19 protein-coding genes are annotated in these 13,455 nt (G+C 70.6%); 6 read left to right on the top strand and 13 right to left on the bottom strand.

From position 1 onward, the window contains the following. The first annotated feature begins 144 nt into the window (after window positions 1–144). Both ACFWX1_RS04130 and ACFWX1_RS04125 read left to right on the top strand, forming a co-directional pair. On the top strand, window positions 145–699 hold the full coding sequence (locus ACFWX1_RS04130) for a TetR/AcrR family transcriptional regulator (protein ID WP_378383618.1): 555 nt from the start codon (window positions 145–147) through the stop codon (window positions 697–699). A 24-nt stretch (window positions 700–723) separates the two neighbouring features. Next, window positions 724–1,113, top strand: a complete 390-nt coding sequence (locus ACFWX1_RS04125; protein WP_378383616.1) for a tautomerase family protein — start codon at window positions 724–726, stop codon at window positions 1,111–1,113. A 49-nt stretch (window positions 1,114–1,162) separates the two neighbouring features. On the opposite strand, the gene ACFWX1_RS04120 is transcribed toward ACFWX1_RS04125, so the two are convergent. The 7 genes from ACFWX1_RS04120 to ACFWX1_RS04090 form a co-directional block, all read right to left on the bottom strand. Beyond that, entirely contained in the window at window positions 1,163–1,603 is a 441-nt protein-coding gene (locus ACFWX1_RS04120) for a hypothetical protein (RefSeq protein ID WP_378383614.1), read from the bottom strand. 138 nt (window positions 1,604–1,741) lie between these two features. Next, on the bottom strand, window positions 1,742–2,191 hold the full coding sequence (locus ACFWX1_RS04115) for a DUF4383 domain-containing protein (protein WP_378383612.1): 450 nt from the start codon (window positions 2,189–2,191) through the stop codon (window positions 1,742–1,744). 24 nt (window positions 2,192–2,215) lie between these two features. Next, a complete protein-coding gene (locus ACFWX1_RS04110) occupies window positions 2,216–2,881 on the bottom strand; it encodes a fasciclin domain-containing protein (RefSeq protein ID WP_378383610.1) in 666 nt (221 codons plus the stop codon). Between the two features lie 135 nt (window positions 2,882–3,016). Continuing rightward, window positions 3,017–3,718: an anti-sigma factor domain-containing protein gene (locus tag ACFWX1_RS04105; protein ID WP_378383608.1), complete on the bottom strand. Its 702-nt coding sequence runs from the start codon at window positions 3,716–3,718 to the stop codon at window positions 3,017–3,019. After that, on the bottom strand, window positions 3,715–4,311 hold the full coding sequence (gene sigK / locus ACFWX1_RS04100; protein WP_378383606.1) for an ECF RNA polymerase sigma factor SigK: 597 nt from the start codon (window positions 4,309–4,311) through the stop codon (window positions 3,715–3,717). The genes ACFWX1_RS04105 and sigK overlap by 4 nt, the downstream gene beginning before the upstream one ends. 151 nt (window positions 4,312–4,462) lie before the next feature. Beyond that, entirely contained in the window at window positions 4,463–5,002 is a 540-nt protein-coding gene (locus tag ACFWX1_RS04095) for a snapalysin family zinc-dependent metalloprotease (RefSeq protein ID WP_378383604.1), read from the bottom strand. Continuing rightward, window positions 4,999–5,733 carry a S1 family peptidase gene (locus ACFWX1_RS04090; protein WP_378383602.1) on the bottom strand — a complete coding sequence of 245 codons (735 nt, stop codon included), beginning with the start codon at window positions 5,731–5,733 and terminating at the stop codon, window positions 4,999–5,001. The genes ACFWX1_RS04095 and ACFWX1_RS04090 overlap by 4 nt, the downstream gene beginning before the upstream one ends. 487 nt (window positions 5,734–6,220) lie before the next feature. Between ACFWX1_RS04090 and ACFWX1_RS04085 the strand changes: the two genes are divergently transcribed. Then, window positions 6,221–6,880 carry a response regulator gene (locus ACFWX1_RS04085; protein ID WP_378383600.1) on the top strand — a complete coding sequence of 220 codons (660 nt, stop codon included), beginning with the start codon at window positions 6,221–6,223 and terminating at the stop codon, window positions 6,878–6,880. A 7-nt stretch (window positions 6,881–6,887) separates the two neighbouring features. Here ACFWX1_RS04085 and lepB read toward each other — a convergent pair whose 3' ends face one another. From lepB to ACFWX1_RS04065, 4 genes are all read right to left on the bottom strand, one after another. Next, window positions 6,888–7,427 (bottom strand): signal peptidase I, encoded by a 540-nt coding sequence (lepB, locus tag ACFWX1_RS04080; protein ID WP_378383598.1) that lies wholly within the window; start codon window positions 7,425–7,427, stop codon window positions 6,888–6,890. A 90-nt stretch (window positions 7,428–7,517) separates the two neighbouring features. Then, entirely contained in the window at window positions 7,518–8,390 is an 873-nt protein-coding gene (locus ACFWX1_RS04075; RefSeq protein WP_378383596.1) for an ion transporter, read from the bottom strand. A gap of 106 nt (window positions 8,391–8,496) precedes the next feature. Beyond that, window positions 8,497–8,808: a hypothetical protein gene (locus tag ACFWX1_RS04070; protein WP_378383594.1), complete on the bottom strand. Its 312-nt coding sequence runs from the start codon at window positions 8,806–8,808 to the stop codon at window positions 8,497–8,499. Beyond that, window positions 8,805–8,948: a hypothetical protein gene (locus ACFWX1_RS04065; RefSeq protein WP_378383592.1), complete on the bottom strand. Its 144-nt coding sequence runs from the start codon at window positions 8,946–8,948 to the stop codon at window positions 8,805–8,807. The genes ACFWX1_RS04070 and ACFWX1_RS04065 overlap by 4 nt, the downstream gene beginning before the upstream one ends. A 180-nt stretch (window positions 8,949–9,128) precedes the next feature. Here ACFWX1_RS04065 and ACFWX1_RS04060 point away from each other — a divergent pair, with 180 nt between their 5' ends. Together ACFWX1_RS04060 and ACFWX1_RS04055 are read left to right on the top strand one after the other, a co-directional pair. Beyond that, window positions 9,129–9,617 carry an NUDIX domain-containing protein gene (locus ACFWX1_RS04060; protein WP_378383590.1) on the top strand — a complete coding sequence of 163 codons (489 nt, stop codon included), beginning with the start codon at window positions 9,129–9,131 and terminating at the stop codon, window positions 9,615–9,617. A 35-nt stretch (window positions 9,618–9,652) separates the two neighbouring features. After that, a complete protein-coding gene (locus ACFWX1_RS04055) occupies window positions 9,653–10,885 on the top strand; it encodes a helix-turn-helix domain-containing protein (protein ID WP_378383588.1) in 1,233 nt (410 codons plus the stop codon). Here ACFWX1_RS04055 and ACFWX1_RS04050 read toward each other — a convergent pair. Both ACFWX1_RS04050 and ACFWX1_RS04045 read right to left on the bottom strand, forming a co-directional pair. After that, complete coding sequence (locus ACFWX1_RS04050) at window positions 10,860–11,456, bottom strand: AAA family ATPase (protein WP_378383586.1); 597 nt, start codon at window positions 11,454–11,456, stop codon at window positions 10,860–10,862. The genes ACFWX1_RS04055 and ACFWX1_RS04050 overlap by 26 nt on opposite strands. Window positions 11,457–11,491: 35 nt before the next feature. Then, window positions 11,492–12,391, bottom strand: coding sequence for a LysR family transcriptional regulator (locus tag ACFWX1_RS04045; RefSeq protein WP_378383584.1), 900 nt, complete (start codon window positions 12,389–12,391; stop codon window positions 11,492–11,494). A gap of 73 nt (window positions 12,392–12,464) precedes the next feature. On the opposite strand from ACFWX1_RS04045, the gene ACFWX1_RS04040 reads away from it, so the two are divergent. Then, window positions 12,465–13,376, top strand: coding sequence for a DMT family transporter (locus ACFWX1_RS04040; protein WP_378383582.1), 912 nt, complete (start codon window positions 12,465–12,467; stop codon window positions 13,374–13,376). Window positions 13,377–13,455: the final 79 nt, after the last annotated feature.

Here is a 13,455-nt window from a genome sequence, read left to right as displayed (position 1 = left end):
CGCTAAGCAGCGCGACGGGACGCTGGGAAACACAAAGATCGAGTGCCCCGACAACGCCTATGGATACCCCCAGGCCGAGGCCTTCCGGCAGGTCCGTGAAGGACTCCTTCCCGGCCTGTACCTACTAGTATGTATAGTGAGGGCATGGACACGAGGGAGCGGCTCATCGAGAGCACCCGCGCGCTGTTGTGGGAGCGCGGCTACGTGGGCACCAGCCCGAAGGCGATCCAGGAGCGGTCCGGCGCGGGGCAGGGCAGCATGTACCACCACTTCCAGGGCAAGCCCGACCTCGCACTGGCCGCCATCGACCGCAGCGCGCAGGACCTGAGAACCAGGGCCGAGGCCGAACTGGACGGTCCGGGCACCGTGCTCGAGCGGGTCACCGCGTACCTGCGGCGGGAGCGGGACGCGCTGAAGGGCTGCCCGGTCGGGCGTCTCACCCAGGACCCCGACGTCATGGCGGATCCTGGACTGCGCAAGCCGGTCGAAGAGACCTTCGCCTGGCTCACCGGCAAACTGGCCGCGCTGCTCGCCGAAGGCCGGGAGAACGGCGAACTCGACGCCGCACTCGATCCGTCCGCCACGGCCACCGCGCTCGTCGCCGTCCTGCAGGGCGGTTACGTCCTGGCCCGCGCCGCCGGGTCGGCGACGGTATACGCCGAAGCCGTCGACGGCGCCCTCGGCCTGCTCACCCGCTGATCCCCACCGAAGGAGACCACCGACATGCCTTTCGTCCGTATCGACGCGCTCAAGGCGGACACCGCCCGGCTCGACGCGCTCGGCCGCGCCGTGCACGAGGCCATGACCGAGACGATCGACATCCCGGCCGACGACCGGTTCCAGGTCCTCACCAGTCACGACGGCACCCGCGGCACGCTGCGCTACGACGACGGCTACCTCGGCATCCGCCGCGACGACGACCTCGTGTTCGTCTCGATCACCATGCGGCGCGGGCGCACACCGGAGCAGAAGCAGGCGCTGTATCGCCGGATCGCCGAACTCGCCGGGAAGTACGCGGGCACCGAGCCGCGGAACGTGTTCGTCAGGCTGACCGAGAACGAGCCGATCGACTGGTCGTTCGGCGACGGCATCGCGCAGTACGCCGTCGGGTGACCCCGGCCAGGACACCACGGTGTCCTAAGTGGACAGAAAGTTCCAGGGCTCAGCTCAGCCATTGATAGCCGGAAGGGCGTGCGGGCGGCATGTTGCCGGCGGCGACCATCTTGAAGACGGTCACCACGTTCACTTCCTCGTTCTGGTCGGCGAGCATCGTCATCACCCGGCTGACACACGGATAGACGAGTTGTTCGTCCATCGTGGTGACCGCGAAGCCCTGCCAGGCACCGTCGGTGACGTACCGCCACCGCCAGCCGAGCTTCAGCCGCCACTGCTCGCCGAGCAGGAATCCCAGGGCCGTAGCCTCCGCGACGAGCTCGTCCTCGCCGAGACAAGTGGTGCGCCGCCGGGAGATCCGCTTGGCGACCGCACGGACGACGCGGCGCGGGGAGGCATAGCGCCGGAGCCCGAGTTCGACCCGGGCGCGTGCGGCCTTCCGGGTGATCTCGATCCGTTCCGGCTCGGTGAGTTCCCGTGCCCAAGCCATCGCGGCCCCCGGTTCAGCCCGTCATCGTCGACGACTCCCGGGATACCACATGGCGGCCCCGAACACGAGGCCGCCGATGAACATCCGCCCGAGCGCCACGGCGGCCCGACCCGTTCGCCGGACCGGGCCGCCCGGCGATCACCGCGTGCTCGCCACCCGTTGCCGGGTGAGCACACCGAGCGCGATCATCGCGGCACCGAGAGCGAGATGCAGCCAGTTGTCCGCGGTGTTGACCGGGACGAAGTTGGCGGCACTGCCCTGATCGACGATCAGGCCGAACAGCCACAGCACGAGGTAGACCGCTCCCCCGCCCAGCAGGAAGACCCTGGCCCCGCCGGGGCCGCGGGACAGCACCAGCCCGGCGACGCCGAAGAGCAGGTGCACGACGTTGTGCAGACCCGAAACCGAGAACACGCCCAGCAGCAACGCCGTCGAGTGATGCCCGAACATCGTGAACCCGTCCATTCCGGTCGTGACACCGGGCACGAATCCGAGGATCCCGACGAGCAGGAAGACCGATCCCACGCCCACCGCGACGACCTGTGCGGCGGCCCGCGCGGTGAGCAGGGAACGCGGCGCGTTCGTCATGACTTCTCCTTTCCGCGCGACGGATTACTTGTTCGTCCCCGGGGTGAGAACCTTGTCGATGACGAAAACGGTGGCGTTCCTGGTCGGAATGTTGCCGCAGAGGACCTTGGCGCCGTTGACCGTCATGTTCTCGCCGGAGCCCTCGATCTTCACCGGGCCGCCCGTGCTGTTGAGCGAAGTGACGCTGCCCGCCGCGGCGAGTCCCTTGGCGTCGTAGCGTTTCCCGGCGACGTGATACTGCAGGATGGGTGCCAGCTTGTCCGGGCTCGCCGCCAGTTCCTTGAACTTCGCGTCGCCCAGCGCGGCGAACGCCGGATCCGCGGGCGCGAACACGGTGATCGCCTGCTGGCTGTTGAGCGTGTCGGCCAGGTTGGTCGCCTTCACCGCCGCGACCAGTTTGGTCAGCAGGGGGTTGGTCGACGCCGCGCTCGCCACCGGCATGGGCCCCATCGAATCCAGGCTGCCCGGCGCGTTCCCTTGCGGCAGCTGGGAACACGCCGGGCCGAACACGTCGGCGTTCGTGGTGACACCGGCGGCCGCCGCCGGACTCGACGCCGGCGCGCTCGCCGGGCTCGACGCAATCGGAGCGCCGGAACCGCCGCCCGGTGAAGCACTTCCACCACTGCAGGCGGCGAGCGGGCAAACTCCGGCGACGGCGGCGGCCGCGGCCCCGATGAGACGAATCTTCACGTGAATCCCTCCATTGTGCGATGCACTTCCCCGTAGTGGTTCGTGCTGCGAGTAATTCGTCGCCGCGTCCGAAAAGGATTGCCATCCATTCGAGTGACGCAAAATCCTTTGTGGACTATCGAAGGAAAACCCGCGTCAGGTAAGGGAAATCATCGCGACGGCCGGAGTGGTCGGATGCGCCGAACCACCGGCGGGCTCGGCGGTGATCCCCACCCGGTCGGCTTCCTGAGGTATCGCCGCGAGCACCGGCGGGGCCTGCTGCCCTGCCAGCAGCCCCGCCGAACGCGGACCGTCCGGGCCGATCACCCACACCTGGTACACCCGCGCCGGATCCAGCGCGGGCAGTCCCGCCGCCAGCACGACGATCTCGCCCCGCGCCCGCGAGACCACGACCCGCGTCCCCGCCCCCGGCCCGGTTCCGTGCACGGTGACGGCGTCGGGCGCGGCGAGCACGCTGCCGACCGCCGCCTCGTACCGCTGTGCGGGATCCGGCGTCTGCCCCGGTCCCGCCACGATCACCCCAGCGACGACCGCCGCCGCGGCTACGCTCGCGATGGCCCAGCGCCGCCACCGCCGCGCGGGTCTGCCGTCCCCGTCCGTCACGACCGGCGGCCGCTGGCGCGTCCGGGCGATCCCGTCGAGCACCGCCGCACGCAGCCGGGCCGGCGGCTCCACGACCGACGCCGCACCCAGCCGCGCGGCGGTTTCCCTGAGCTCGAAGACTTCCTGACGGCACGTCGCGCAGTCGGCGAGATGCCGCTCGAACGCGATCCGTTCGGTCTCCGAGACGGCGTCCAGCGCGTACGCCCCGGTCAAGGTGTGGACTTCGGCGTTCATCGCCCCACCCCCAGGCAGTCCCGCAGCCGGATCAGCCCGTCGCGGATCCGCGTCTTCACCGTCCCGGCCGGAGCACGGAGCACTTCGGCGACCTCGGCGTAGGTGTAGCCGTTGAAGTAGGCCAGCACGATCGACTCGCGCTGCAACCCGGTCAGCGCCGACAGGCAGCCCCGCACCCGCTCGCGTTCGAGGTTCGCCAGCACCGACTCGGTCACCGAATCGAACGGCCGCTGCCGGTCGAGCGCCCCGGCACGCTCCTCGCGCTCGTCCGCCGCCGACTCCGACCGCAGCCGGTCCACCGCCCGCCGGTGGGTGATCATCAGCACCCACGCCATGACGTTGCCCCGCTCGGGCGAGTACCGCGCCGCGCGGCGCCAGACGTCCACCAGCGCCTCCTGCGCGACCTCCTCGGCCTGCGCCCGGTCCCGCATCACCCGCACGGCCAGCCCGAACACCGCGCCCGACACCGCGTCGTAGAGCCGCGAAAACGCGGCCTCGTCCCCGGCGCCGACCCGCTGCACCAGCTCCGCGAGTTCGGCGCCCGCCGTCCGTTCACCGTTTCCGGGCGCGGAAAATCCCACGCGCTCACCCATGCTCGTCCTCACCGCCCGCATCGGCCCCCGCCGGACCGACACCTCCACCGGACATTCGTCGCGGCGGCCGGGGCGGATTGGCCAGGCCGGGAACACGACGGCGCCGCCCGTACCCGATTTCGGTGCGGACGGCGCCGTGGAGCGGAGCGATTCAGCGGTAGACGCGCATGCCATTCGCCGCCGCGGCGGCGAATCCGTTGGCGAAGTTCGCGTCGACCTGCGCGCGTTCCCGCGCGTCGGGAATCGCGTTCTTGCAGGAGATCCCTGGCCCGTGGCCGGACATCAGCTCGGAGCAGGGACCGCTGTAGTGATCGGGAAGACCGAGGTTGTGCCCGATCTCGTGGGCGAGGATCCGGGTGGGATCGTTGCCCTCGGCCACCTGCTCGGTGTCGATGTAGATGTCGCCCCTGCCGTGCCCGTCGGTCTGCGTGTACGAACCGCCGCCGGTCACCTCGTGGATCAGGATCGTGGCGGCACCGCCCGCGTCGAGGTGCACGTTGTGCACCGCGCCGTTCCAGTTCGCCGCGGCCTGCGTGGCCTCGGCCTGGTAGTCGGGGGCGTCCGAGGCGTCGTAGTACAGGTTCACCACCAGCGGCGAGGCTTCGGCGGCAGTCGCCGTCTGGACGCCCGACAGCGGGAGCAGGACGGCCGCGAACCCGGTCGCGGCGTAGGCGAAACGACGCCGGCTCATTGCGTGCCTCCCGCGAAACGCCCGATCTGCCCGTCGATCCACGAGCGGTACTGGGCGATGCCGGTGTAGAGCGTGCTGGTCGCGCACTCGCCCCCGTTGTCGCCCGGCCCGTGAGTCTCGCCCACGAGCGTCCAGTTGCCCGAGGAGCCGACGATCGCCGGACCGCCGGAGTCGCCGTGACACGCGGAATGCGCGTAGTCCCCGGAAATGCAGACGTCCTCCGCGCCGCCGCCACCCTCGGCACACGCGCCGCTGTCGAGAACGGTGAGGTCGATTTCCTGCAGTGTCTCCGGAGTCTGGCAGCTGGGCCAGCTCAGGCAGCCCCAGCCGAGCAGGCGGGCGCCGGTGCCCGGCGCGGGGTTGCTGTCGGCCATCCGGATCGGGGCCGACCGGGCGGGCTGCGAAAGGTGCATCAGGGTCAGGTCGGTACCCGGGTTGGTGATGGCGCGGTCGATCCGGCCGACCTCACCGCCGGAACTGTGCTGACTGGAGCCGATCCGCCCCTGGGAAGCGCTTCCACAGTGGTGGGCGGTCACGATCCATTGAGGAGCGACGAGACTGCCGCCGCAGCCGTTGCTCAGTGCCACCATGAACGAATACGTTTCGGTGGCGTCGCCGCCGCCGATGATGGACGGCTGGGCGGTGTCCGGCGACGATGCCGCCGACGCCGGGGCGGCGAGTGCGAGCACTACGGCGCACGCGCCGAGTGCGGCCAACAGGATTCTGCGCACAGCAATTCCCTCCATACGTAATCAAGTGCCCTAAACGGACAACCGACACAAGCGAGACAGCCACGCACCGGACGTTCGGTGGGGAGCGGTGCATTCGCCCGGCGGCCACAGGATTGCAGGGTTCGAAAAACCCGGACACCTTCGAAGGGAGGGAATTAACCGACCACACCGGACCGCTCTCGCGCGCCCGGGATTTTCGCCGTACCCCGCACTCGCGCATTCCGGAATTCCCGGCGAATTTTCCGCCGGGTACCGTGAATCCCCGGAACTCCGGAACACCGGCCCGCGCGATCCCGCAGGAAAGGCGGATATCACAGGACCGGCGGCCGAGAGGAACGCGAACTCCGCGGGGATCGCACGTCCGCGGCCCGGCGACGCCTCGCCGCTAGGGCACGAAGTCCTTTCGCCCGATGACTTCGTCTCCGGGCTCGGCGCGCCCGCAGGCGAGTACCGTCAGTGCACGACGTCCCTTGCCTGGAGGTGGTGCGTGGTGACCCGGGTGTTCCTGGTCGACGATCACGAAATCGTCCGGCGCGGCCTGGCCGACCTGCTGGGCAGCGAGCCCGACCTGGAGATCGCCGGGGAAGCCGCCTCCGCGGCCGAAGCGCTGACCAGGATTCCCGGCAGCGACGCCGAAGTCGCGGTCCTCGACGTACGCCTGCCCGACGGCAACGGCGTCGAGCTGTGCCGCGAACTGCTCTCCACCGTGCCGGGCCTGCGCTGCCTGATGCTCACCTCCTACGCCGACGACGAGGCGCTGTTCAACGCAATCATGGCCGGCGCCGCGGGCTTCGTGCTCAAACAGGTCCTCGGCAACGACCTCGTCTCCGCCATCCGTACCGTCGCGTCCGGCGGATCGCTGCTCGACAGCCGCACCACCGCCGCGCTGCTCAACCGCATCCGCAAGGAACGCGACACCAGTGACCCGGTCGCCGCGCTGTCCGAACAGGAACGCGCCGTGTTCGACCTCATCGGCGAAGGGCTCACCAACCGCGAAATCGGCGAACGTCTCTTCCTCGCCGAGAAGACCGTGAAGAACTACGTCTCCCGCCTGCTCGGCAAACTCGGCATGCAACGCCGCACCCAGGCCGCCGTCCTCGCCACCGAACTCCGCCGCGCCGCGGGCCAGGCGCGGCCGCCGGAATAAGCGCTGCCTACCGCGGTGGGTCCAGGACGCCGATGACCGACTCGGCGGAAACCGCGCCGCGCGGCCCGCCGCCGCCCGCGCTCCGCGAGTCCACCGCCTCGGCGCGGTTGTCGCCCAGCACCCACAGGCCGTCCGGCGGGACCACGACCGGGCCGAACCGCTGCTGCCCGCCGCCGGGTTCGCCCGCTTTCGCGTGGACATACGGTTCGTCCAGCGGTGTGCCGTCGACCAGGACGTGGTCCGCCGGATCGCAGCACACCACGGTCTGGCCGCCTGCCGCGACGACCCGCAGGATCATCCGGTGCCCGTCATCCACCCGCCAGGCGGGCGGCGGGGTGAACAGGACGATGTCCCCGGGATGCGCGCGATACGTCCCTGGCACGACCGAGCGGAACGTGACGTTCTCCCGTACCCAGAGCGTCGGCGTCATCGAAGCCGACCCGACCTGGACGCTCTCCGTCCTGGCCGGGGCCGGTGCGCCGTCCACTGCCTCCGGCCCGCAGCCGGTGAGCAGGGCGACCGCCACGAGCCCGGGTACGAACCGCATACACTGCTGGACCATTGCGTCCTTCCGAGTGACCGATGGTCACCCGGATCCTGCCGACGGCGGATGAATTCCCGATGACACGCGGCCGCGTCACGCCCCGGGGCCGCGGTGCTGCTCGTCGAACTCCCGGCCCGCCGAACGCTGTGTCCGCACCCGCAGCAACCGTTCCTTCTCCGCGGAATCCTCCTCGTTGAGGCCCAGCTCCACCGCACGCCGGATCTGCTCGCGGTTGTCGCGCACGACCGCCGAGAAGAAGTCGTCGATCCTCGGGTCCAGCAGCACCTCGAGGATCACGCGGAACGAGGTGTCCACCGCGCTGCGCACGATCTCGTCGTGGAAGGGGAGCCGCCGCAGCTTGCCCAGCTGCGGGTCCTCGCTCAGCTTCTCCCGGATGATGGCCTGCAGCTCGGCCCGGTTCTCGCTGAGCGACTTGGCGAGGTTCTCCGGGTAGTTCCCGGTCTCCAGCACCTTGACCACCTCGTCGAGCACCGCGATCGTCACGGGTTTCTTGATGGCCTGCACGATCGGCTCGGACAGCTTGTCCACGAGCCGGTAGGTGAACTGCTCCCCGAGCGCCCGGTCGGCGGCGCGGCCGATGCGGACGAGCAGCAGCACGACCACGACGAACCGGTGCGCGCTCATCGCCGGATGCGCGACGGGGATCATCGCGAACAACTCGTACCAGTTGCGGACCAGGAATCGCACGTCCCAGCCGCGTTTGCGCCAGCGCCACAGGAATTCGAGGAAGAACACCGTGCACACGCCGCAGTCGACGTAGAAGATCACCATCCCGGCGCGGTAGGAAGGCGGGCTGAGCAGCATGAAACCCAGCAGGCCGACCGACACCACCGAGAGCGTGAACATCACCCAGTCGTCGGCGTGCACGTTCCCCGGGAGGATCCCGCTGTTGAGCTCCGGCTGCGCCGTGCCGCCACGCGCGCCGGATCCACGGGTCGTAGCCATACCGAACGTCTCCAGACTCGCACCATCGGACCGCTGATGTCGCTGTACACCACTGACAGCGGTCGATCATGGCACGAGCCGGCGCGTCACCGGCCCGACCCGCCGGTCATCGTGACCGGGATTCGCTCCTTCCCCGTCCGGTATCCCGGCCCGGCTCGGCCCGCCGGATGCCCGGATGCTGCGGGAGGACGTCGATGCCGTGTTCACGCCGGTACACGAGATCGCAGTCCCAGCATTGTTTCGGCACCCCGTGGACGTCGTGCTCCCGCGGCCCTTCGAACTCGGCGTCCGCGGTGGCCCCGCACAGCATCGTGATCTGCTCCCCCGGCCGGGGAACGCTGGTCAGCCGGGTGCGATGCCAGCGGCCGTCGATGACGGGGTGGACGGCGTCGAGGTTGAGGTAGATCAGCGCGCTCATCGGCCGGTCTCGCCGCTCGGCCGGGCGGCTTCGGCCGCCCGCGCACGCTCCTCGGCGAGTTCGCGCAATTGTCCGGGGTCGGTCTCCACCGGCGGAGCCCCCGAGTTCTTGAAATCCGAGACACGCCACTGGTCTGTCACGCCCGGCCTCCCAGGCAGCTGCCGAAGTGCTCTCTTCGTGTCAACATACGAGCAACTCTGGCGCAGAGTGATGACAAGAAACACTGCCTGTGACCATCAATTGCCCCCAGGCAGAAAAGTGATCTGTGCGTCGGAGGCATAGAGCACCCGATCGGGTCTTCCGGCGGTAGCCTCGGCGACGTGGACCTCCTGCCGTTCGACGAGTACGTCCGTTCGCTGAACCGGAAGCGAATGTCCGCGGGAGTCCTCTACTACGACGACGCGGACCGGATCCTGCTGGTCGAACCGTCCTACAAACCGCACTGGGACATTCCCGGCGGCGCGTGCGAGGCCGAGGAAGCGCCGTGGCGGACCGCGGCCCGCGAAGTCGGCGAGGAGCTGGGCATCGCCGCCACCCCGGGCGATCTGCTGGTCATCGACTACATGCCCACCAGCGACCGGATGCCGGAAGGTCTCGCTTTCATCTTCGACGGCGGCGCCATTTCCGAGGCCGAGGTCAAAGCGCTCGAGATCACCGATCCGGAAATACTGTCCGCGGAGCTCGTTTCGCTCGCGGACGCCACCGCCCGGCTCAAACCATCACTCGCTCGCCGTCTGGCCATCGCACTCGAAGCGGCCCACACTCGAACTTTGGCCATCTGCGACAACGGGGTGCGCGCACAGCGCTAGGGTCGTCCTCCTGCCGCGCACCGCCGGAGGAAGAAATGACGACAACCGCTTCACTGGCGGAAAATCTCGCCCGTTTCCGCAAGGCGAGGGATATGTCGCAAGAACAGCTCGCGGAGGCGGCGTCGGTCGGGGTCGACACCGTCGCCAGGATCGAGCAGGGCACCCGCAAGACCAGCAGGCCCGCCACCCTGCGCAAACTGGCCGCCGCGCTCGGCGTGTCCGTCGACGCGCTGCTGGGCAACCTCTCCGCGCCGCATTCCCGCGACGTCGACATCACCCCGCTGCGGCGGGCGATCAACACCGATTCCCACGTCCCCGGGCTCGACGACTTCGCCGACACCACCGAGCTGCTCTCGCTGCCGGAGCTGACGGCGAGTGCCCACGCGGCGTGGCGCGCCTACGTCGACGGCCTGCACGGGCAGCTCCTGCACGCGCTGCCCGCCGTGCTGACCGACGCCCGCCGCGTGGTCCGGGACACCGCCGACGACAACCGGGCCGGGGCACACCGCGTGCTGTCCACCGCCTACCGGCTGGGCGCGGGAATAGCGGGCAGGCTCGGCTTCGACGACCTCGCCTACTCGTCGGCGGCGAAAGCCGTGACAGCGGCGAGGGAATCCGACGCACCCGACGTCGAAACCGCGATTTCCCTGCGCTATCTGGCGTGGACACTGGTCCGGCAGGGCCGGGCGGGTGACGCCGAGCGGGTGGCCACCACCGCCGCGGCCGCGATCGAGCCCCGCATGCTCGACCGCGATCCGGTGCGGGCCGGCGTGTTCGGCAATCTCCTGTTCAACGCCGCGACCGCGGCGCTCACCGCCGGTGCCCCGCATCGCGCCGAGGACCTGCTCGTGACCGCGAACGCCGCCGCCACGCGCTCCCGCGGCGACACCGCGACCGAGGCGGCGATCTTCGGCCCCCGGGTGGCGGCGTTGCACCGCGTCGACTGCGCGGTCCGATCGGGCGATCCCGAGGAAGCGCTTCATCTCGCCGACGCCGTCCCCGAGACCGCCGGTGACGTCCCCGCGTTCTGGGAGGCCGGGCACCGGCTGTTCCTGGCCGCGGCCGCCGCCGAGTTGCACCGCGACAAGGAGGCGATCGGCTGGCTCGCCGAGGCGCGGGATCTCGCGCCGGACTGGGTCCGTTACCAGCCGCTCGGCGCGGGCACCCTGCGCCGCCTGATCGACAGGGCGCCCCGGCGGCGCGGCCCCGCCTACGCCGCGCTCGCCGCGCACTACGGCGTCATCACGCCGGACGCCGCCCGTTCCTGACCCCGGGACGTCCTTTGTGGACAGCCGGAGCCCGTTCGACCAGCCGGGTCGCCGTGGCGGCCGAACGGGTGATGACGCGTGCGCTGTGCCAGCCCCGTGGCACGGAACCGGACAGCAGGGCCGCGCGCGTCTTGGCCGCCCGCCGGACATGCCGCGCGAAGGACCGTTCCCGGATCAGGCGACCTCGATCGCGCTGCCCGGCCAGCGCTTCGTCGGCGGTGGCGTCGAGCCAGAGCATGCGGACCCGGCGCCCGGTCACCTTGCCGAGCGCGGCGAGCAGCGCTCTCGTCGATGCCCGGGTGGCAGGCTCGTGCACGACGACCGGGCCACCGGCCGACGCCGCCCGCCCGACGACCCGCGCCCGGTGGCCCGCGTGCACCAACGGCCGGTACCAGCGGTACGCCACCGAGGCGGGCAGCACCTCCCGCAGCCGGAGGCGCACCTGATCGGAGTCGAGCACCGGCAACTCGCCCGCGGCGTGCCGCAGCATCGTGGTCTTGCCCGCTCCGGGAAGTCCGGCCACGACGAGCAGGTCACGGCCGTCCAGTTCGATCGTGGTCGGCTCACGCATACCCCCACAACGCGAAGCGAAAAGTAAAGGTTCCTTTACCGCGTTTTGCCCTGCTCACGCAGGGCGTCGAGCACGGCGCGCACGTCGGGGCGACGCGACACGCCCGTCCTGGTCAGCGCGTAGACCTTGCGGGACACCGGTTTGCTCAGCGGATGCAGGCTGACCGGGGCGGTCGCGGCGGGCAGCGCCAGCCGCGGGACCAGCGCGACACCCGCGCCGCCGGCGACCAGCGCGGTGAGCACGGAGAAGTCCGTGGCCTCGGCGACGACGTCCGGGACGAACCCCGCCGCGCCGCAGGCCCGCTGGATCAGCTCGTGGCACGAGTAGTGGCGGGCCGGGACGAGCCAGGGATGCCGGGCGAACGAACGCAGTCGCGCCTTCTCCCCCGCCGCGAGACCGCACTCGGCGGCCACCGCGGGCGGGAGGGCCAGGAGGACGGGGTCGTCGGCGAGGTCGTGTTCCTCGCACGAGGCCGGAGTGTCCCGCGGCAACAGCGTGTAGCTGTGCACGATCGCGATGTCGACCTCGCGGTGCATCAGCGCGGGGAGTGCCGTTTCCGGCTCGTGCTCCACCAGCCGGAGCGCGACGTCCGAAATGGACGTCCACATCGGAGCGACGAGACCCCTTGCCGCCGAAGAGAACGCCGCGATCCGGACGGTGCCCGAACCGTTCGCGGCGAGCGCGGCGAGCGCCGACTCCGCGGCGGCGACCTCGCCGAGGATGACGTCGGCGTGGGAAACGAGCAACCGTCCCGCCGCCGTCAGGACGAGCCCGCGTCCCCGTTTCTCCAGCAACGGCGCTCCCGCTTCCCGTTCCAGCGCCGCGAGCTGCTGCGAAACCGCGGGGCCGGTGAGCCGGAGGGCCTCGGCCGTCGCCGCGATCGTGCCGTAATGCGCCAGTTCGTGCAGCAGGCGCAGGCGCCGGATCTCCAACACGAAAGCTCTCCTTTCTGATAGGTACAGAAAGAGTAACTGGACCTTTTCTATCCTAACCCCGCACGCTGGACGGGTGAGCATTTCCAAAGCCTCCCTCGCCCTGGCCGCCACTGTCGTACTGTGGGCGTCGGCGTTCCCCGCGACTCGTGCCGCCCTCACCGGGTACCAGCCGTACGACCTGGCGTTCGTCCGGCTCGCGGTGGCTTCGGCCGCCTTGGCACTGGCCGCCCCGGTGCTCGGCGTCCGGCTCCCCCGCGCGAAGGACCTACCGCTCATCGCACTGTGCGGCTCCGCCGGGATGAGCGCCTACCAGCTGCTGCTGAACTGGGGTGAGGTGCGGGTTCCCGCCGGGACGGCCAGCCTGCTGATCGCCGTCGCGCCGGTGTTCAGCGCCGCCCTCGCCGCGGCGTTCCTCGGCGAACGCCTGACTCGCCGCAAGGTGCTCGGCAGTGTCATCGCGCTCGGCGGATCCGCGACGATCGCGCTGTCGGGCGGCGAAGCCCGGTACTCGGCCGCGGCGTGGGGCGTCCTAGCGGCGGCGCTGGTGCAAGGCATCTACCACGTCGGCAGCAAACCCCTGCTCCGCCGGTACAGCGGGATCGAGGTCGCCTGTTACGCCACGTGGTCCGGCACGCTGTTCCTGCTCCCGCTGGCACCGTCGGCCGCACACGGGCTCGTCTCGGCGCCTGTCCCGACGACGATTTCCGCGGTGTTACTGGGGATCTTCCCGTCCGCCATCGGCTTCGTCGTCTGGGGCTACGCGGTCGCGCGGTACAGCGTCACCGTCGCGACGGCCGCCCTGTACCTCGTCCCGGTCGTCGCGCTCGCCGTCGCGTTCGCCTGGCTCGGCGAGGTGCCACGGCCGGTCGAACTCCTCGGCGGCGTGGTCAGCATCGCCGGGGTCGTGCTCATCAACCTCCGTGCCCGGAAGGCGCGCGCCCAACCGCCCCGGATTGCTGAAGGGGACCTTCCTCGCGTCAGGTGAGCTGAAGGGGGGGGGTGGAGGCGCGCCCGGGCGCCCACAACCCCCACCCGCACGCACCGCGCCGCGAACAACCGCAGAT

The sequence above is a fragment of the Amycolatopsis sp. NPDC059021 genome (assembly GCF_042739895.1).
Lineage (GTDB): Bacteria > Actinomycetota > Actinomycetes > Mycobacteriales > Pseudonocardiaceae > Amycolatopsis.
Note: the sequence above shows the minus strand (reverse complement) of the source record. Positions and strands in the feature narration are given on the sequence as shown.